Origin of the sequence: Flavobacterium galactosi (assembly GCF_048158585.1) — a bacterium.
GTDB classification, from domain to species: Bacteria; Bacteroidota; Bacteroidia; order Flavobacteriales; family Flavobacteriaceae; genus Flavobacterium; species Flavobacterium galactosi.
This window is the reverse complement of record NZ_JBLNKV010000004.1, coordinates 387,960-407,969: the sequence shown is the minus strand read 5'-3', so window position 1 is coordinate 407,969 and position 20,010 is coordinate 387,960. Positions and strand designations below refer to the sequence as shown.

Annotated in this window: 19 protein-coding genes; 10 read left to right on the top strand and 9 right to left on the bottom strand. The window is 34.2% G+C overall.

The annotated features are described in order from the left end of the window. Window positions 1-127: 127 nt before the first annotated feature. Together ACM55M_RS10970 and ACM55M_RS10965 are read left to right on the top strand one after the other, a co-directional pair. A complete protein-coding gene (locus ACM55M_RS10970) occupies window positions 128-274 on the top strand; it encodes a hypothetical protein (RefSeq protein ID WP_416857672.1) in 147 nt (48 codons plus the stop codon). 426 nt (window positions 275-700) lie between these two features. Continuing rightward, window positions 701-1,057, top strand: a complete 357-nt coding sequence (locus tag ACM55M_RS10965) for a hypothetical protein (protein WP_416857671.1) — start codon at window positions 701-703, stop codon at window positions 1,055-1,057. A 171-nt stretch (window positions 1,058-1,228) separates the two neighbouring features. On the opposite strand, the gene carB is transcribed toward ACM55M_RS10965, so the two are convergent. Together carB and rpmH are read right to left on the bottom strand one after the other, a co-directional pair. Beyond that, window positions 1,229-4,081, bottom strand: a complete 2,853-nt coding sequence (carB, locus tag ACM55M_RS10960; RefSeq protein ID WP_416857670.1) for a carbamoyl-phosphate synthase large subunit — start codon at window positions 4,079-4,081, stop codon at window positions 1,229-1,231. Window positions 4,082-4,235: 154 nt separating this feature from the next. After that, window positions 4,236-4,397, bottom strand: coding sequence for a 50S ribosomal protein L34 (rpmH, locus tag ACM55M_RS10955; RefSeq protein ID WP_007136275.1), 162 nt, complete (start codon window positions 4,395-4,397; stop codon window positions 4,236-4,238). Window positions 4,398-4,562: 165 nt separating this feature from the next. Here rpmH and ACM55M_RS10950 point away from each other — a divergent pair, with 165 nt between their 5' ends. Further along, entirely contained in the window at window positions 4,563-5,078 is a 516-nt protein-coding gene (locus ACM55M_RS10950) for a DUF2892 domain-containing protein (RefSeq protein ID WP_416843101.1), read from the top strand. A gap of 202 nt (window positions 5,079-5,280) precedes the next feature. Here ACM55M_RS10950 and ACM55M_RS10945 read toward each other — a convergent pair whose 3' ends face one another. After that, entirely contained in the window at window positions 5,281-6,174 is an 894-nt protein-coding gene (locus ACM55M_RS10945) for a lytic transglycosylase domain-containing protein (protein ID WP_416857669.1), read from the bottom strand. Window positions 6,175-6,201: 27 nt separating this feature from the next. After that, window positions 6,202-6,885, bottom strand: coding sequence for an alpha/beta hydrolase family protein (locus tag ACM55M_RS10940; RefSeq protein ID WP_416857668.1), 684 nt, complete (start codon window positions 6,883-6,885; stop codon window positions 6,202-6,204). A gap of 113 nt (window positions 6,886-6,998) precedes the next feature. Between ACM55M_RS10940 and ACM55M_RS10935 the strand changes: the two genes are divergently transcribed. Together ACM55M_RS10935 and ACM55M_RS10930 are read left to right on the top strand one after the other, a co-directional pair. Continuing rightward, window positions 6,999-7,721, top strand: a complete 723-nt coding sequence (locus tag ACM55M_RS10935) for a pirin family protein (protein WP_416857666.1) — start codon at window positions 6,999-7,001, stop codon at window positions 7,719-7,721. 24 nt (window positions 7,722-7,745) lie between these two features. Next, window positions 7,746-8,030 carry a GNAT family N-acetyltransferase gene (locus ACM55M_RS10930; protein ID WP_416857782.1) on the top strand — a complete coding sequence of 95 codons (285 nt, stop codon included), beginning with the start codon at window positions 7,746-7,748 and terminating at the stop codon, window positions 8,028-8,030. A gap of 75 nt (window positions 8,031-8,105) precedes the next feature. On the opposite strand, the gene ACM55M_RS10925 is transcribed toward ACM55M_RS10930, so the two are convergent. From ACM55M_RS10925 to ACM55M_RS10910, 4 genes are all read right to left on the bottom strand, one after another. Further along, entirely contained in the window at window positions 8,106-9,236 is a 1,131-nt protein-coding gene (locus tag ACM55M_RS10925; RefSeq protein WP_416857665.1) for a hypothetical protein, read from the bottom strand. Between the two features lie 235 nt (window positions 9,237-9,471). Then, a complete protein-coding gene (locus tag ACM55M_RS10920) occupies window positions 9,472-11,109 on the bottom strand; it encodes an ABC-F family ATP-binding cassette domain-containing protein (protein WP_416857664.1) in 1,638 nt (545 codons plus the stop codon). A 239-nt stretch (window positions 11,110-11,348) separates the two neighbouring features. Further along, window positions 11,349-12,524: a GlmU family protein gene (locus tag ACM55M_RS10915; RefSeq protein ID WP_416857663.1), complete on the bottom strand. Its 1,176-nt coding sequence runs from the start codon at window positions 12,522-12,524 to the stop codon at window positions 11,349-11,351. 173 nt (window positions 12,525-12,697) lie between these two features. Then, window positions 12,698-12,949 (bottom strand): type B 50S ribosomal protein L31, encoded by a 252-nt coding sequence (locus ACM55M_RS10910; protein ID WP_039109118.1) that lies wholly within the window; start codon window positions 12,947-12,949, stop codon window positions 12,698-12,700. A 241-nt stretch (window positions 12,950-13,190) separates the two neighbouring features. Between ACM55M_RS10910 and ACM55M_RS10905 the strand changes: the two genes are divergently transcribed. From ACM55M_RS10905 to ACM55M_RS10885, 5 genes are all read left to right on the top strand, one after another. Then, window positions 13,191-13,724, top strand: coding sequence for a DUF4199 domain-containing protein (locus ACM55M_RS10905; protein ID WP_416857661.1), 534 nt, complete (start codon window positions 13,191-13,193; stop codon window positions 13,722-13,724). Between the two features lie 6 nt (window positions 13,725-13,730). Then, entirely contained in the window at window positions 13,731-14,690 is a 960-nt protein-coding gene (locus ACM55M_RS10900) for a glycosyltransferase family 2 protein (RefSeq protein ID WP_416857660.1), read from the top strand. A gap of 268 nt (window positions 14,691-14,958) precedes the next feature. Continuing rightward, the gene (locus ACM55M_RS10895) at window positions 14,959-16,686 is read left to right on the top strand and encodes a phospho-sugar mutase (RefSeq protein WP_416857659.1); all 1,728 of its coding nucleotides are present in this window, start codon (window positions 14,959-14,961) and stop codon (window positions 16,684-16,686) included. Continuing rightward, the gene (locus ACM55M_RS10890; protein WP_416857658.1) at window positions 16,686-18,515 is read left to right on the top strand and encodes an ABC transporter ATP-binding protein; all 1,830 of its coding nucleotides are present in this window, start codon (window positions 16,686-16,688) and stop codon (window positions 18,513-18,515) included. Before ACM55M_RS10895 ends, ACM55M_RS10890 begins: the two co-directional genes overlap by 1 nt. 50 nt (window positions 18,516-18,565) lie before the next feature. Further along, entirely contained in the window at window positions 18,566-19,267 is a 702-nt protein-coding gene (locus ACM55M_RS10885; protein ID WP_416857657.1) for a hypothetical protein, read from the top strand. Window positions 19,268-19,270: 3 nt separating this feature from the next. Here ACM55M_RS10885 and ACM55M_RS10880 read toward each other — a convergent pair whose 3' ends face one another. After that, on the bottom strand, window positions 19,271-19,990 hold the full coding sequence (locus ACM55M_RS10880) for a CREC-EF hand family protein (RefSeq protein WP_416857656.1): 720 nt from the start codon (window positions 19,988-19,990) through the stop codon (window positions 19,271-19,273). Between the last annotated feature and the right edge of the window lie 20 nt (window positions 19,991-20,010).

Here is a 20,010-nt window from a genome sequence, read left to right as displayed (position 1 = left end):
ATTGCAGATGAAGTACTTATTTTTGATAATTCATTTGGAGTACCAGAATTAATTGCAGAAAAATCTTTAGAAACTGAAATAAAAATTTTAAGCGAAACTAAATTCTATAACTTAAAAAAATACTGGAATGAAAGAGTATAAAAGATCTCAAAACCAACAAAAAATTGTTGATGGGATGAACAAAGTTTACGAGAAATTAATCGAATTCAAAAAGAGAAAAAATAGTGAATTGGTTATTCTCAAGGATAATAAAATAGTTAGGGTAAAACCTTAAAACCACAAAAAAAAGCCCCAATCGAGGCTTTTTACATATAACAAATTTAAGTTTTTATTTACTCAAATACATTTTTCTTCTAGAGTAAAATTATTAGAACTAATCGTCTTTCGGCCATCAATTTCGCAGCTCTTTCTACCTGAATAAAAATGACAATACCAATGCGCAATGCTTTTTGGAATACTTATTAAGAAGGGTAACTGAAAAATGCGAAATTATATGAGTAGTAAGTTTCATGAAAAGTCAACCATAATAAATCTACTTGTTTTTTTATTCCAATTATTAAAAAATTAATTTATATAAAAATTAATTATATTTTCATAATTCACAGATAATCACCTCAACCATTAATATTTAGCTACATTTGAGAACTAATCCTTATTTAAACAAAAGGTAAAAATTCAACCCCAATTAAACAATTATTTTATGATCAAGAAACAAATTCTCGCATTCTTATTTATTGCGCTATCAATTGTAAGCTGTAGTAAAGACGAACCGACATCGACACCAGCAATTGCATTTACACAGGCAGAAGGAAAAGCTGTAAATGGAGAATATACTATTACAGGAACAATTACTTCTTCGGTAGCATTATTAAAGGTTATTCTTACGAAAGAAGGGGGTGCAACACCATTTATTGTTGATGACACAACAGCAAAAAATAAAAACAACTATCCTTACTCTTACCTAATTACTGGTATTACCAAGGACACTTACATTATGATTGATGTCTATGATCAAAACAACACAAAAACCTCTACGAGATTTTTAATCAGAGTTTAGTACTACTATTAATAACCAGAAAGCTCATTTTTACATTTGGGCTTTTTTTATTTTTAAATTTCAAAGGTGGTACGTACAAATATATTATACTACCAAGTGGTCCTTTCAAAACACACACACCCACAAAAAAAAGCCCCAATCGGGGCTTTTTCAATATATAAACTCAAGTTTTTATTTACTCAAATACATTTTTCTTCTAGAGTACAATTCGTAGAACTGATCGTCTTTCAAGTCATCAATAAACAAGATGCTTTCTCCTGTTGATTTCATTTCCGGTCCTAATGCTTTGTTCACATTATGGAATTTGCTGAAAGAGAAAACCGGTTGCTTGATAGCATATCCTTTCAACTGTGGGTTGAAAGTAAAGTCGGTTACTTTATTGTGACCTAACATTACTTTAGTCGCATAGTTTACATAAGGTTCTCCGTAAGCTTTAGCAATAAATGGAACCGTACGAGACGCTCTAGGATTTGCTTCAATGATGTAAACGATATCATCTTTTATCGCAAACTGAATGTTGATTAAACCAACGGTTCTCAAAGCCAACGCAATATTTTTGGTATGGTCTTTTATTTGTTGCATTACAAATTCGCCTAAGTTAAACGGTGGTAAAGTAGCGTTACTATCTCCAGAGTGTACTCCGCAAGGTTCGATATGCTCCATAATTCCTATGATGTATACATTCTCCCCATCGCAAATCGCATCCGCTTCCGCTTCAATTGCACCATCCAAATAATGGTCTAAAAGCAATTTATTTCCTGGAATCGTTTTCAACAAATTGATTACGTGTTCTTCCAGTTCTTGTTTGTTGATTACAATTTTCATTCCCTGACCACCCAACACATAAGAAGGACGAATCAATAATGGAAAGTCTAAAGTATCAGCTAAAGCAGAAGCTTCGTCCGCTGTTTCTGCAATCCCAAATTGTGGAAAAGGAATTTTTAAATCGGTTAACAATTCTGAGAAACGTCCTCTGTCTTCGGCTAAATCCAAAGCATCAAAACTCGTTCCTATAATTTTAATCCCGTATTTAGACAGTTTTTCGGCCAATTTCAAGGCCGTTTGCCCACCTAATTGTACGATAACGCCTTCCGGTTTCTCATGTTGAATAATATCGTAAATATGCTCCCAGAAAACCGGTTCGAAATACAATTTATCCGCTGTATCAAAATCAGTCGAAACTGTTTCTGGATTACAGTTGATCATAATCGTTTCATAACCACATTCTTTGGCGGCAAGCACCCCGTGAACACAAGAATAATCAAACTCGATTCCTTGTCCAATTCTATTGGGGCCTGACCCAAGAACAATTATTTTCTTTTTATCTGTAACAACACTTTCGTTATCAACGTAACGTGTTCCATCTGCTTTTTCAATTTCTGCTTCAAAAGTCGAGTAATAGTAAGGCGTTTTCGCTTTAAATTCGGCCGCACAAGTATCAACGAGTTTGAATACACGATTGATATTCATTTCTGAACGTAAATTGTGAACTTGGCTTTCCAGGCAACCTACCATGTGAGCGATTTGTCTGTCGGCAAAACCTTTTTGTTTCGCTTCAAGCAACAATTCTCTTGGTAAAGATTCTACTTTATAGTTTGAAATCTCTTTTTCTAACGTATAAAGCTCTTCGTATTGTTTCAAGAACCACATATCGATTTTAGTAATTTCATGAATGCGGCTCAATGGAATTCCCATCGCGATAGCATCATAAATCACAAAAACACGATCCCAACTCGCAAAAGTCAGTTTCTCGATAATTTGTTCGTAGTTAGTATATCCTTTTCCATCAGCACCCAAACCATTTCTTTTGATTTCCAATGATTGAGTCGCTTTGTGCAATGCTTCTTGGAACGAACGTCCAATTCCCATTACTTCCCCAACAGATTTCATTTGAAGTCCTAACGTTCTATCAGCTCCTTCGAATTTATCAAAGTTCCAACGTGGAATTTTTACAATCACATAATCCAAAGTTGGTTCGAATAAAGCCGAAGTCGATTTGGTAATTTGATTTTGTAATTCATCTAAGTTGTACCCCAAAGCCAGTTTGGAAGCAATTTTAGCAATAGGATACCCCGTCGCTTTTGATGCCAAAGCGGAGGAACGAGACACACGAGGATTGATTTCAATCGCTACAATATCTTCTTTATCGTCAGGCGAAACGGCAAACTGCACGTTACAACCTCCAGCAAAATTTCCGATGCTACGCATCATCAAGATCGCATAATCACGCATTCTTTGAAAAGTCGTGTCAGACAAGGTCATGGCAGGCGCCACCGTAATCGAATCTCCGGTATGAATTCCCATTGGATCCATATTTTCGATAGAACAGATAATCACAACATTATCATTCTTATCTCTCAAAAGTTCCAATTCGTATTCTTTCCAACCCATCAATGCTTTATCAATTAAAACTTCGTGAATGGGTGAAGCTTCTAAACCTCTGGTTAAAAGTTCGTCAAAATCTTCTTTTTTATAAACAATAGCAGCTCCAGTTCCACCTAAAGTAAAGGACGGACGGATTACTAACGGGAAACCAAATTCCTGAGCAATTTCTTTTCCTCTAAGATAAGAGGTACATATTTCTGCAGGCGCAGATGGAACTCCGATTTTTTTAAGAAGGTTTTTGAATTGCTCCCTGTCTTCGGTAATATTAATGGCATTGACATCAACCCCGATTAATTTTACTCCAAAATCCTGCCAAATTCCTTTTTCATCAGCTTCCAGACACAAGTTCAAAGCGGTTTGTCCACCCATAGTAGGTAAAACGGCATCGATTTGAGGATGTGCTTTAAGGATTTCAATAATGGATTTGGTCGTTAGCGGCTTCAAGTAAACATGATCGGCCATAGTGGGGTCGGTCATAATCGTAGCAGGATTCGAGTTGATTAGGATCACTTCAATTCCTTCTTCGCGAATAGAACGTGCAGATTGTGATCCTGCATAATCAAATTCGCATGCTTGACCAATAACAATTGGGCCTGAACCTATTATTAAAACTGATTTTATGGATGTATCTTTTGGCATTGTATGGTATTATTGTGTTGTGTAGTTATTTTTTTCGAAGTTCAAAGTTACTCAACTTTAAGTCCTTACATTAAATCTTAACAATTTTTAACGATAAGGTATAAAAAAAGGCGATACTAAAAAAAGTAACGCCTTATGTATGTTTATAAAAACATTATTTTTTGTGTCTTGGTTCACAAGAAACAGTCAATTTATGTCTTCCTTTAGCTCTTCTACGCGCTAGAACTTTTCTTCCATTAGCAGAAGCCATTCTGTCCATAAATCCGTGCTTATTTCTTCTTTTTCTTTTCGATGGTTGAAACGTTCTTTTGCTCATTGCTTTGTATCTTTAAAATCTTATTTATATGTCTTCCTATTTTTAGAACAACTGTTATTCTAAAACCGAGTGCAAATATACAAAGACTTTTTTTTCTCACAAGCAGTTTTGTAAAAATATTTTCAATTCCTTTTACTATATTTGTGATCTTAAAATAAACACACTATGTTTCACAGAAATATTAAACTTATTATCGCCGGACTTATTATAGCTACTGGCATTTGGCAATTTACAGAAGGAAATATCGGTAATGGAATATTCCTTATTTTATTGAGTGCAATTCCTATTTTTCTGTACTTCAAAAACGAATTCATCTTACTTGCCTTCTTAAAACTAAGAAAACAGGATTTTGAAGGCGCTAAAAAATGGTTGACTTACATCAAAAATCCCGAAACTGCGTTAGTACAAAAACAACAAGGATACTTTAATTACTTACACGGAATCATGCTTTCGCAAACGAATATCAATCAAGCAGAGAAATATTTCAAGAAAGCAATTGAGTTAGGATTGTCAATGGATATGGATTTAGCTGTAGCCAAATTAAATTTAGCTGGAGTTGCCATGACACGTCGCCGAAAATTAGAAGCTACTTCTCTATTGAATGAAGCCAAAAAATTAGACAAACAGAATATGTTGAAAGATCAGATTACGATGATGAAAGATCAAATGAAGAAAATATAATTTATTTCAACTATTGAAAAAGGGTCAAATGATACACATTTGACCCTTTTTTATTTCGTTCAATCCTGCTTTGAAAGAACAAAATTACATCACTTTTTTCATCAACCATATACGAAATATAAGTTCATTTAAGCATTTGCTTATCTTAGTTTTTACGTGACTTATATTTTCTTAATGCCTTATATGGTTTAAAAAAAAATAGCTAATATCCCTTCAAAGGAATTTCGATTTGGTATTTTTTACCAGTATCATTTATTAATTTCGTTTCCCTTAACCACGGATTGTGTATTTTCAAAATCTTATAGTTAATTCCTTGGCTTATTGCAAAACTGGCCAAATCAGTAATCGAACTGTCAATTTCGATTTTCTTGGTCGGCAAGATTCCGTATAAATCTTCCGAAGCAATGGCAAATCCATATTTTACCGGGTTTTTCATGATCTCTTTCAACGCTAAAATTCTGAAAACATAGCGAGACGTTTCTTCAGTCAGCAACAAATCGTAATAATTAGATACTTTTTGAAGATCAATTTGTTTATTCACACCCGTCATTCCACCGTTATATGAAGCTGCCGCCAAGGTCCAGCTGCCAAATTTACCTTTGGCACTCAAAAAATAACTACAAGCTGCTTCTGTAGATTTTTCTAAATCATAGCGTTCATCAACATTTTCATTGACTTCCATTTTTCTTTCTTTGGCAGTGTCCGGCATGAATTGCCAAACACCTCTAGCTCCTGCTGGCGAAACCACATTCACTAAACCACTTTCTATAACAGCAAGATATTTAAAATCATCCGGAATTCCATTCTTTTTCAAAATAGGTTCAATTACAGGAAAAGCACGATTGGCTCTTTTTATAGCCAAAATAGTGGACGCATGCAGATTTACATTTACCAACAATTCCCTGTCCAAACGTTCCTTAACATCCGATATTTTTAATGGTGTTTCTTCGCCTGCAAAATCCAATTTTACTGGAAAAACCGACACTGATTCTTTTTTAAAATCTTTTTCCTCATCTGGATTTGCTGCGGCAAAAATAAATATTCCACTGGCAAAAACTACAGTAAAGAGTACCGCAAGTTTATTTATTACTTTCATGTTTTCTTTTTTAAGTCTTTCGTTTCCTTACAAAAGCACGTGTACTTCCTTTTTCGTTTCCAATATAATGGAAGGCAAATTTTCATTCAACCATTTGTATTTATTCAAAATCATAATGTGCGTCCCTCCTTTTACAACAACACAATTTTTAATATTTTTTATAGGAAAAACATCATCCATATCGCCATGAATATGAATTACGTTTTCATCGACAACCGTTCTGTCCCAAAGAATAACTTGCTCTACTGCCCAGTTCAAATAGCGAATATCCCGAACCGAAAGAAACTTTTTATACAATTTAAGCCTTTGGTTCACTTTTTCCCCAAAGGAAAATTTAGCCAGACTTTCGATATTTGCAATCAGACTCATAGGAATCAGCTTATAGGCTTTCGTGGTTTTGGCAATTTTCAATCTTCGAGGGAATTCCAAATTACTTCTTACACTCGAAATGACAATAACCTTCCGTGCATCAACATATTTTGCCATTTCCTGTACCAAAATACCACCGAAAGAAACTCCAATCAAAACAGGATTCTTATGTTTAATTTTCTGAGCGATTCGCTTGGTATAATCCATTAAAGATTCATTATCCAGCGGAATCTCCCATTCTAATAAATGTATTTCAAAAGTAGCTGACGGAAGCACAATACGCTCAAAAATTGCAGTACTTGCCGCTAATCCAGGCATCAGATAAACTGGTATTTTACTCATAATTGTTTTAACGATTTTATAAGGGCATTCCGATTTTTTATAACGAATTTTGTATAAAAATAATTTTTTTATCGGAAACTACTGAAATTTTCACCTTATATTATCAATAATTTATGACAACACAACTATTTGAATCGAACACAAGAGGCAAAGCAGATTTTGGCTGGCTTAAAGCCAATTTTTCCTTTTCATTTGGAAATTATTACAACCCGGAACGTCAACAATTTGGAATGTTACGCGTTTTAAATGACGATACCATCGCAGGAGGAACTGGCTTTGGCACCCATCCGCATGCCAACATGGAAATCATCACCATTCCACTTGAAGGCGGTTTAAAACACAAGGACAGTATGGGAAATGAGGGCGTCATTCGTTTTGGAGAAGTGCAAGTAATGAGTGCCGGAACCGGAGTGGAGCATTCTGAAATGAATGCCAGTCAGAAAGACAATGCCAAAACATTACAATTATGGATATTCCCTGACAAAGAAGCCGTTACGCCAAGATATGAGCAGAAATCATTTGATATTGAGAATCAAATCAATACCTTTGTAAATATTGTTTCGCCAAAAGACAGTACTGACGGAAATGCGCTTTGGGTGCACCAGAAGACTTTTTGTTATTTAGGTCTTTTCGACACTAACACCACTACGATATACTTAGTTAAAATTCCTAAAAACGGAGTTTATTTATTTTTAATTGAAGGCGAAATAGAAGTTAACAATCAAGTTTTGAAGGCAAGAGATGCCATGGAAATAACTGATTTCGATCAATTTGAAATCAAGATTATCACCAAATCAAAAATACTTTTGGTAGAAGTGCCACTAAATCAGAGTTAAATTAGTATGGAAGCAGCAATCACTATGGAAATCAAGGACAACACTTTTGCCAGACAATTTGAAACTGAAGTGAAAGAAGGATTAGTTTCTGTTGAATATTCGTTTCAAGAGAAAAAAATATTTTTGACAAAAATCAATGCACCTGATTCATTTGAAGACGAGGAATTCATTTCTAATTTTCTAAAAAACATAATGGAAATTGCGATTGAACGAAAATTCAAAGTCGTCCCTATCCTTCCTAAAATAGTGTTATTTTTCAAAAAAAATCCTATTTACAAAGAGTTACTTCCTCCTGGAATACGATTATAAAAAAGAGACATTGTTAATAAACAATGTCTCTTTTTTTAATTTTAAAATCAAAAAGCTCAAATTCAATAGTTCAAATCATCTTCTCTCCCCCGACTGATTTGGATTATCCCTTCTTGGCATAGACTGACGATTCGTCGGCGCATTTTCTTGCCGAGTTCTTGGCATTGGCTGACGATTCTCCGGAGCTGTAGGATGAACTGAACGATTCCTTGGAGCATTTTCTTGACGAGTTCTCGGCATTGGCTGACGATTCTCCGGAGCTGTAGGATGAACTGAACGATTCCTTGGAGTATTTTCTTGACGAGTTCTCGGCATCGGTTGACGATTCCCTGGCGCATTTTCTTGACGAGTTCTCGGTATCGCTTCTCTTGTTCTTGGAAGAACAGGTGATTCTGGTCTTCTAAAAGTTCTTCCCTCATAAGTTCTTCTATACGCATCATTTACCCTGTTTCTTCTTACAATTGGAGAACTGGTCCTTCTGGAAGAATAATACGAATAGGAAAGCGGATATCTTATATATCCCGTTCTGCGATAAAATGGGTTTCTATAATAATAATTATGATAACCCCAATAATTATAATAATAAACAGGAGTCCAAGGACGCCAATAGTAAGGATAATATCCCCAATACCATGGAGATATGTAAATCACAAATGACGGAGAAAATAAATTGATTATTATTGGCCAATCATTAACATAAAAAACACTATTCCAATACGTATTATTAAAGACTCTTTCATTACCTAAATAACCAGGATTTAGGGTTCCAAAGGTATTTTCTGAGCTAGGCTCTACAATGTAATCTTCACCATATAATTCTTCATCCCCTATAATTTGAACAACAATCTTTCCGTATCTGTTTTTATTGACTTCAATAACAGCAACATCCTGATCTTCCGATCTATTTATCGCCACACGAAGCACAATCGAATAAGAACCACCATCTCTATAACTAACTACTCGAATGTAATCTATTAAATTGTCATTATTTAAATCCAGATTATTGATATTCCTATCTTTGCTATTAATCGCTCTTTCAAATTCTTCTAAAGTTTTTGATTTTTGAAAAATGTCCAATACAGCATACAGATTTAGGTTATCACCCGGCAAACCTAAAGCTACAGGTTCGTTTTCTATTTGAGAAAACACCGGTAAACTCAACAAACAAGTCGTTAAGAACACAAAGGATAAAATTATTTTTTTCATGATTTCAAATTTTAATGCAAGCCACTAAAAAAAAACACCAAATAACTAGTTATAAGATACTTATGTTAAATTCCTAAAAATAAAGCTGCAAAAAGTGTTCCCAAATTATTCCAAAAGGGTATTTTTTTTTAGAATTGGAATTGGTTAGAAACCATACAACATAAAAAAAGACACACGCTATCCGTATGCCTAATTTTTATTCTTCAAAAATGTAAATTCCGTTTACTAAACTGAACTACTTCTTCTCTATCTCTCTCATGCTGTCCATTTTTTTATTTGCTAAGAAACCAGTAATATCTTCAAAATGCTCCACTACTCTTTTGTTTCCAAATTCAAAAACCTTAGTCGCCAATCCATCCAAGAAATCCCTATCGTGAGAAACCAAAATTAATGTTCCGTCAAAATCGCGAAGCGCCTCTTTGATAATATCTTTTGTTTTCATATCCAAGTGATTCGAAGGCTCATCCAGAATCAATAAATTCACTGGTTCCAATAATAGTTTTATCATTGCCAAACGGGTTTTCTCACCACCAGAAAGCACTTTTACTTTCTTAGTTACATCATCACCATGAAACATAAAAGCACCCAAAATATCTTTGATTTTAGTTCTAACATCACCCACGGCAATATCATCAATGGTTTCAAAAATAGTGGCGTTTTCATTCAATAAAGAGGCTTGGTTTTGGGCAAAATAACCAATTTGTGCATTGTGACCGATTTCTAAACTCCCTCCATCAATCTCAATTTGCTTCATGATTGCTTTAATCATCGTCGATTTCCCTTCGCCATTTTTTCCAACGAAAGCCACTTTCTCGCCTCTCTCAATCACAACATTAGCATCTTTAAAAACAACATGATCTCCATACGATTTTGACAAATCTTTTACAATAACAGGATATTGTCCAGAACGTACCGCAGCAGGAAACTTTAATTTTAATGCCGAAGTATCTACTTCGTCAACCTGCACAATAACCAGTTTCTCTAACATCTTAACTCGAGATTGAACAGCATCTGTTTTAGAAAATGTCCCTTTAAAACGGTCAATAAAAGTTCTATTATCAGCAATCATACGTTGTTGTTCATCGTATGCTTTTTGTTGGTGAACCCTACGGTCTTTTCTCAGTTCTAAATAATGAGAATATTTTGCTTTATAGTCATAAATACGCCCCATGGTAACTTCAATGGTACGATTTGTAATATTATCTACAAAAGCCCTATCGTGAGAAATCACCACCACCGCTTTGGCGGAATTAATCAAGAAATCTTCCAGCCATTGGATACTTTCAATATCCATATGATTGGTAGGCTCATCCAGTAAAATTAAGTCTGGTTTTTGCAAAAGGATTTTGGCTAATTCTATTCGCATTCTCCATCCTCCAGAAAACTCCGAAGTTTGACGGCTAAAATCTTCGCGAACAAATCCCAAACCAATTAATATTTTCTCTACTTCGGCTTCGTAATTTATTTCTTCTATGGCATAAAATTTCTCGCTTAAGTCCGAAACTCTCTCGATCAATTTCATGTAAGCGTCACTTTCATAATCCGTACGAATAGTCAATTGTTCATTGATTTCATCGATTTCTGCTTTCATTCCAAAAACTTCACCAAAAGCTTTAGAAGTTTCTTCCATTACCGTCGCGCCATCCGTAGCCAATAAATGTTGGGGTAAATACGCCACAACAGCATCTTTTGGCGCCGAAATATTACCGGTTGAAGGCTTACTTTGACCCGCAATAATTTTAAGAAGCGTCGATTTTCCAGCTCCATTTTTACCCATAAGGGCAATTTTATCGTTTTCATTTATGGCAAAAGAAACATCACTAAAAAGGGTGGTGCCACCAAATTGTACGGAAATATCGTTAACTGTAATCATTATATTTGTTTAAAGTTTAATGTTCGAAAATTTAAAGTTATATTAACTGATGAACATTTTTTTTGAAAGTGCAAAGATAGATTAAATTGATAATTAGACAATTTGCCAATTAGAAAAGTTTTTAAGGAATCTATACAACTAAAATTGTCATTTCGACAAAGGAAATCCCAAGTGAGATTTCTCCTTTGTCGAAATGACAAAATGATGGATTGTTCAGAAGTTAGTTTTAAATGCTACTGCTATTCTTTTCTCCACTTTTTAGATTCCTCAAAAACGTGTTCTAAAATTGCGGCTTCTCTTTCGTCAAAGTCAACATTTCTGCGAGCCATTACTAATCGAGCCGTTTCAAACGCTTTTTTGGTTATATAAGTGGTAAAACCCGAAGCGCCTCCCCAAGAAAAACTCGGTACAAAGTTGCGGGGAAATCCGCTGCCAAAAATATTAGCGCTCACACCTACTACCGTTCCGGTATTGAACATCGTATTAATCCCGCATTTACTGTGGTCTCCCATCATCAATCCACAAAACTGAAGTCCGGTTTTAGCAAAACCTTCAGTTTCATAACTCCACAATTTCACTTCTTCGTAATTATTTTTTAAGTTCGAATTATTACTGTCAGCACCAATATTACACCATTCGCCAAGAACAGAATTTCCTAAAAACCCGTCGTGTCCTTTATTCGAATAACCAAACAATACCGAATTATTAACTTCTCCACCAATTCTGGAATGCGGACCAACAGTTGTTGCGCCATACACTTTGGCAGCCATTTTTACAACCGCATTTTCGCATAAGACAAAAGGGCCTCTGATTACGGAACCTTCCATAATCTCGGAATATTTACCTATATATATAGGACCTGTAGCTGCGTTTAAGGTAACAAATTCCAACTTTGCTCCTTCTTCTATAAATATGTTTTCAGGCGCAATTACATTAACACTTTTCGGAATGGGTTGTGATTTTCTGTCTTGGGTTAAGAATTCAAAATCCTCTCGAATGGCAGCATCGTTCTTGGAAAAAATATCCCAAGTATGCTCTACCGTTAAGCAATCGTCTTGATATTCTATAATTTCATAGGTATCAAAATCAACTTCTTCCTGGTTTTCGTTGGTATAAAAAGCAATTACTTCTTCTCCTTTAAAAATAGCCTGATTCGACTCCAAATTACTGACCATTTCGACCAAAACATCGTTAGGCAGAAAAGAGGCATTTATCATTACATTTTCTTCCAGTTCTACCATTGGATATTTTTCAGACAAATATTCTTCTGTCAATGTAGTTGTGGTAGAGCCCAAACGCATTTCCCATTTTTGACGAATGGTCATTATCCCAATAAGAATATCCGCAACCGGGCGCGTGAAAGTAAAAGGCAATAATGCATTTCGTGAAGGACCGTCAAAAAGTATGTAATTCATAAAAAATGTTTATTTGTTGATTCGGTTATTTGTTGATTCGGAAATTAATTTTAGTCTACCGTTATAATACTATTGAGACCAAAGTTACAAAGTTTTCAAATAGATAAAAATAAAAAAAGCCTCCCGTCCCGAAGTGTCGGGAGGAAGGCAATATTTTAGAAAACAAGTTAAAATTATTTAACGTGTTTAGCGTATTTAGTTTTGAATTTATCAATACGTCCTGCAGTATCAATAAGTTTAGATTTACCTGTGTAAAAAGGGTGAGAAGTTCTAGAGATCTCCATTTTTACAACTGGGTATTCAACACCGTCAACTGTTAATGTTTCTCTTGTATCTGCAGTAGATTTAGTGATAAAAACTTCGTCATTCGACATGTCTTTAAATGCAACTAATCTGTAATTTTCCGGGTGAATTCCTTTTTTCATCTTGTTAATCTTTTTTATTTGTTAATTACAACTTGTTTTGAAGCTTTTCTTCTAACAGAAAAGGTATAAACTCCTTATAACTTTTTGTTTTACATTATTATTTTGAGTTTGCAAATTTACAATTTTTTTCCAATAATCAAACCTTTGCTTCACTTTTTTTATATAATCGTAAAAAGCGATTTTTATCCTCGAATATATTGGGAATTGCTATATTTGTGGATTAATAAATAAACAGCTACTAATGGTTAATGAAATTATAAAAAGAAACGGAATTACATTTGGGATAATCACAGGAGTAATATTATCATTAATTACTACTTTAATGTATGCAATAGACATAAAACTATTCATCGCTTGGTGGACAACCCTTTTAAGCTTTTCTGTTTTTATCATTGTTCCAATTGTATCGCTTTCTAAAACAAAAAAAGAATTAAACAGCATTTTTCCTTTCAAAGAAGCCTTCACTACCTATTTTATTACAGCAGTAATTGGCGTGCTTATTTCAGTCGCTTTCAAAATCATTTTGTTCAATTTCATAGATCCTTCAGTAAAAGCTACGCTCTTGGATTTAACAATCAAATATTTGATAGATACTTCTCAAAAATTTGGAGTGGCGGCATCCTCGTTAAAGGAAACCATTTCAAAGCTAAGAGAAACGGATCCTTATTCTATCGTTGAACAATTAAAAGGGTCTATTTTTAATATCTTTTTTTGCGCCATATTAGGATTAATTATGGCAGCCTTTTTTAAAAGCAAATCTCCATCACAAGAATAAACAGTAATGAACTTATCTATACTCATACCTCTTCTCAACGAAGAGGAATCACTTAAAGAATTGTACACTTGGATCATTAAAGTGATGCAATCGAATAATTACACCTATGAAATCATTTTCCTGGATGATGGAAGCACGGATGATTCTTGGACTATTATCGAAGAATTTGCACGTGAAAATTCTCATGTAAAAGGAATTCGATTCATGAAAAACTTTGGAAAATCGCAAGCGTTACATGCTGGTTTTGCAAAAGCCAAAGGTGATGTAATTATCACCATGGATGCCGACTTACAAGATAGTCCTGAAGAAATTCCCGGATTATATGAAATGATTGTGAATGGTAAATTTGATTTAGTTTCCGGTTGGAAAAAGAAACGCTACGATTCTGTAGTTGCTAAAAATTTACCTTCAAAATTATTCAATTGGGCTGCCAGAAAAACTTCGGGAGTTGAGCTGAATGATTTCAATTGCGGATTGAAAGCCTACAAGAATGTTGTGGTAAAAAACATTGAAGTTTCGGGTGAAATGCACCGATACATTCCGGTTTTGGCAAAAAATGCCGGTTTTGGAAAAATTGGCGAAAAAGTGGTCCAACATCAAGCCAGAAAATATGGCGAAACTAAATTTGGAATGGAACGTTTCATTAATGGTTTCCTAGATTTGATTACCATTTGGTTTCTTTCCCGATTCGGAAAAAGACCGATGCATTTATTTGGCGCCATGGGATCATTAATGTTTATTATTGGTTTTCTACTTGCTGGATACATTGGTATTTCAAAACTATACCATATGTATAACGGCATGACGTATAACTTAGTGACTACAAATCCTTGGTTTTATATTGCGCTGACAACGATGGTATTGGGAACGCAATTATTTTTGGCCGGATTTCTTGGCGAAATAATTTTGCGTACCAAAAACAATGAAGAGCGTTATAAAGTTTCAAGTGAGGTTAATTTTTTATAATTTTCATTCTAAATAAAAAATTAATGCAAATCATATTGATTGATTTTGCTAATTGCATTGGGATAATTATTGAAATTGCAAGAACCATTTCTCGTCAGGACACGAACTAGCCCTGATAGCAGCGGCATCCTTTTTCTTTTTTTCTTAAAAAAAGAAAAAGATACAGCGAATAGCAGGAAATAGCTCCAAAAAAAATTGAAATTGATTCGTCGAAATAACTATATTTAAATTTTAAACTAAGAATTTAGAAACTAAAAAACATACAAAAATGGATATCAAACAAAACATTTTGGATGCAGTAAATGAATGGTTAACCCCAACATTTGACACAGCAACACAGGAAGCTATCAAAGAATTGATGACTACATCACCTAAAGATCTGGAAGAAAGTTTTTATAAAAATCTTGAATTTGGAACTGGTGGAATGCGCGGTGTAATGGGCGTAGGAAACAATCGCATCAATAAATACACTCTTGGAAAAAGCACACAAGGACTTTCGGATTATTTGCATACAGCATTTCCTAACCAACCCATAAAAGCAGTTATTGCTTATGATTGTCGTCATAATAGTGATACATTGGCCAAAGTAGTTGCGGATGTTTTCTCTGCAAATAGGATTCAAGTTTATTTATTTTCAAGTTTGAGACCAACACCGGAATTGTCATTTGCGCTTAAATATTTAGGTTGCCAATGCGGAATCGTTCTTACTGCTTCTCACAATCCACCAGAATATAATGGTTATAAAGTGTACTGGGAAGATGGTGGACAAATTGTTCCACCAGAAGACGAGGGAATTATTAATGTAATTGAAAATTTAAATTACGACCAAATCAAATTTACAGCAAATGAAGATTTGATAGCATATATAGACACCGAGGTAGATCAGGCTTTTATCAAATCATCGATTGAAAATGCCAGTTTCAACACTCCGGCTGCAGCCAAAGAAAGTCTAAATATTGTTTTTACTTCGTTACACGGAACTTCAATAACACTAGTGCCAGATACATTATCTCAAGCGGGTTACACCAATGTGCATATTGTTGAGGAACAAAGAGTCCCAAATGGTGATTTTCCAACTGTAAAATCTCCTAATCCTGAAGAGCCGGAAGCATTGGCAATGGCGTTGGCATTAGCCGATAAAACAAATTCTGATATTGTAATCGGTACCGATCCCGATTGTGATCGATTGGGTGTTGCTGTCCGAAATAACGAAGGACAAATGACTTTATTGAACGGAAATCAGACTATGATTTTGATGACTGCTTTCTTATTGGAAGAATGGAAAAAGGCTGGAAAAATCAATGGAAAACAATTCGTAGGTTCAACAATCGTTTCGACACCTATGATTATGGAATTGGCGACTGCTTATGGCGTAGAATTTAAAGTGGGTCTGACCGGTTTTAAATGGATTGCCAAAATGATAAAAGATTTTCCTGAGCTGCAATTCATTGGTGGTGGCGAGGAAAGTTTTGGATATATGGTGGGCGATGCGGTTCGCGATAAAGATGCCGTAGCAGCGACTTTGTTAATTTGTGAAGTTGCAGCTCAGGCAAAAGCCAAAGGAAGTACCGTTTATACAGAATTATTAAAATTGTATGTAGCACACGGTTTTTACAAGGAGCATTTGATTTCTATCACTAAAAAAGGAATGGAAGGCTTAGCCGAAATCAATCAAATGATGATTTCTTTACGCGAAAACCCTGTAAAGGAAATCAACGGACAAAGAGTAATCATGTTAGAAGATTACAAATCATCTGTTGCCAAAAACTTACTTACCGGTGAAGAAGAAATCATCGATATGCCAAAAGCTGATGTATTGATTTATTATACTGAAGACGGATCTAAAATTTGCGCCAGACCAAGTGGTACAGAACCTAAAATAAAATTCTACATCAGTGTGAACGCTGAATTGGATTCGGTTGAGAATTTCACGAAAGTAGAGGCTATATTAAACGACAAAATAAAAAATATTATTATTGCAATGCAATTGAACTAATGGACAAAAGCTTATTAAAATTAATTCCTTACACAAAACCTTATAAGTCTCATATTACCTGGAATGTGGTATACAATGTTCTGTATGCGTTGTTCAGTACCATATCTATGCTAACTCTTCTTCCTGTACTTGAAGTGCTGTTTGGTAAAACCAAAACAATCGAAAAAGAACCTGTATACACGGGAATAGGGAATATAAAGCAGTTTGGTTCCGATTTTATGTATTATAAAATTTCAGAATTAACAAAGGAAAATAGCATCCAAGTGGCACTGTTATTTGTTGTTTTAATGGTTATTACAACGTTCTTATTCAAAAATTTATTCAATTATCTCGCTTCGCATCACATTATGCACCTCAAAAATGGGGTTTTAAGAGATTTGAGAAAATCAATGTATAATAAAATAATAGAATTGCCCATTTCCTATTATTCTGAAAAAAGAAAAGGAGATATTATGGCTCGAATGCTTGGCGATGTCAATGAAGTCCAAAATTCCTTTTTTTCTATATTAGAACTTGTCGTAAAAGAACCCTTAACTATTATTTTTGCTTTAGTAACCATGTTTTTTATAAGCACAAAACTGACTTTATTTGTTTTGATTTTTATCCCGATTTCCGGATTAATCATTTCAAAAATCGCTAAAAATTTAAGAGCAAAATCGTTGCAGGCACAACAAGAAAGTGGTTTCCTAATTTCTATCGTCGATGAAAGTTTGAGCGGGTTGAAAGTGATAAAGAGTTACAATGCAGAGACTAATTTCAAAAACAGATTTAACAATTCTGTAACCCGATTGTTGAATTTATCAAACAGCATCGGAAACAAAAATAATCTGGCCACCCCATTAAGTGAATTTTTAGGAATCACAACAATTTCAGTCTTACTTTTTTATGGTGGGAATTTGGTGTTAGTAGAAAAAACATTAGAAGGCTCTGCCTTTATTGTTTATCTGACATTAGCTTTTAATATTCTTACGCCCGCCAAAGCCATTTCTAAAGCTTCATATTCCGTAAAAAATGGATTAGCCGCTGCTGAACGTGTTTTTGAAGTCTTAGAAGTCAAAAACGAAATCACTTCTAAAGAAAATGCGATTGACAAAAACACTTTTGATTCTAATATAACAATCCAAAACATCAACTTTAAATACGAAGATGAAGCTGTTCTAAAAGACTTTTCATTGGAAGTAAAAAAAGGACAAACTGTAGCTCTTGTTGGACAATCTGGAAGCGGAAAAAGTACCATTGCCAATTTGCTTACCCGTTTTTATGATGTTAATGAAGGAACAATTTGTATCGATGGAATTGACATCAAAGACATGAATATTCATTCACTTCGTGATTTAATGGGATTGGTAACCCAAGACAGTATTTTATTTAATGATACCATAAAAGCAAATATTTCTTTAGGCAAATTAGATGCTACTGATGAAGAAATAATTGAAGCCTTGAAAATTGCCAATGCATATGAATTTGTAAAAGATTTACCTCTAGGAATTCATACTAATATCGGCGACAGTGGAAACAAACTTTCTGGCGGTCAAAAACAACGATTGTCTATTGCGAGAGCAGTTTTGAAAAATCCTCCGATTATGATACTCGATGAAGCGACTTCTGCATTAGATACCGAAAGCGAAAAATTTGTACAAATCGCTCTGGAAAACATGATGCAAAATAGAACCTCTATTGTAATTGCACACCGTTTATCCACTATTCAAAAAGCCGATTTAATTGTGGTAATGAAAAAAGGAAAAATTGTAGAACAAGGCAAACACGAGGAACTAATTGCTATGGATGGCACTTATAACAAATTAGTAACCTTACAATCATTTGAATGATGATTTAAAATTAGTAGTTTTATGTTCAATTGTGTATTAAAATCTAAAAAATGTATCTTAATAATCCAAACATAAAACTTCCTGAAGATTCTAACACCATCGTTTGGAAATACCTTGATTTATCAAAGTTTCTAGACTTACTGATGTCGCAAAAACTGTTTATGTCGCGCTCTGATAAATTTGAAGATCAATATGAAGGTACTTTTAGCGAACCTACATTTGAAGAAATAAAAAAATTATCGATTGACAATCCTGAATTTCTCAATTTTTATAAAACACATCGGGAAAAAGTAGCGATTAGCAGTTGGCATATCAATGAATATGAATCCTTTGCGATGTGGCAAATTTTCACACAAAACAGCGAAGGATTGGCTATTCAATCCACGATTGGCAGATTACAAAAGGCACTTCATCCTGAGACAAATTTCAATCAATACATTGGTGAAGTAAATTATATCGATTACAAAAAAGAATACATACCGTTTGATGATATGTTTTTTCCTTTTTTATTCAAAAGAAAGAGTTTCCAATACGAACGTGAAGTACGAATTATTTCAGATGTTGCAGACAATACCATCAAAATCAACGATGGACTTAAAATCAATGTTGACATTAATGAACTGATCGAAAAAATATACATTCACCCAAAATCTGAAAACTGGTACAAAAACCTCGTTATTCAATTAGTTAAACAATTGGGATTTAATTTTACGATTGAAAAGTCCGACTTAGAAAGTGATATTTTAATTTAGGTTTTAAACGGGTTTGTAACTTATTATTTTCCATTCCTTGTTTGACAAATCAACGTAGTTATAATGCACCACATCCATTTTATCAAATTGTCCATTTTTATTAGTATCCTCAACGGTTCTAAAATACAAACGGTTATTTGATTCAATCAAATTCCAATCGATTAATTCCTGATAACTATCTGATAATTTAGTCAATTTATCCCCACTTATTTCACTAAGATACAACGCCTTAATATCACTCGTATCCAGTTTCCCGTCCTTATTGGTATCCATATCAACCATCGTGTACACCATGATTTGATTTTTGGTTTTATTAGCAACTGATTTCAAATAAGTCGCAGTTTGAATCAAAACTGGTTTATCTGTCAATGCTTTTATAGAATCAGAACCAATTTTTTGAAACTTTATATTTTGTAAAAAACCAGTAATTTCATTTTCTCCATAATTAGATATTGTAAAACTCAGATCATTCACACTGGAAGATCCATATCTTGTTTTTATACCTTTTTCTCGAATACTTAAATCTCCCACAGGATGAATCAGATAATTGGTTCCATCCATATGAATGGGCAAATCGGCTATTTCGATATCTGTCGAATCAGTTTTGGCGACGGCTCTTCCCCTAGAAGCATCGTAAGTTACTTTGGGTTTTTCTGAATCTTCTTTGCAACTGGTTAAAAGCAGAACTGAAAGTCCTAATAATGCTATATGTAATTTTTTCATGATAATGTCTTATTAAAAAA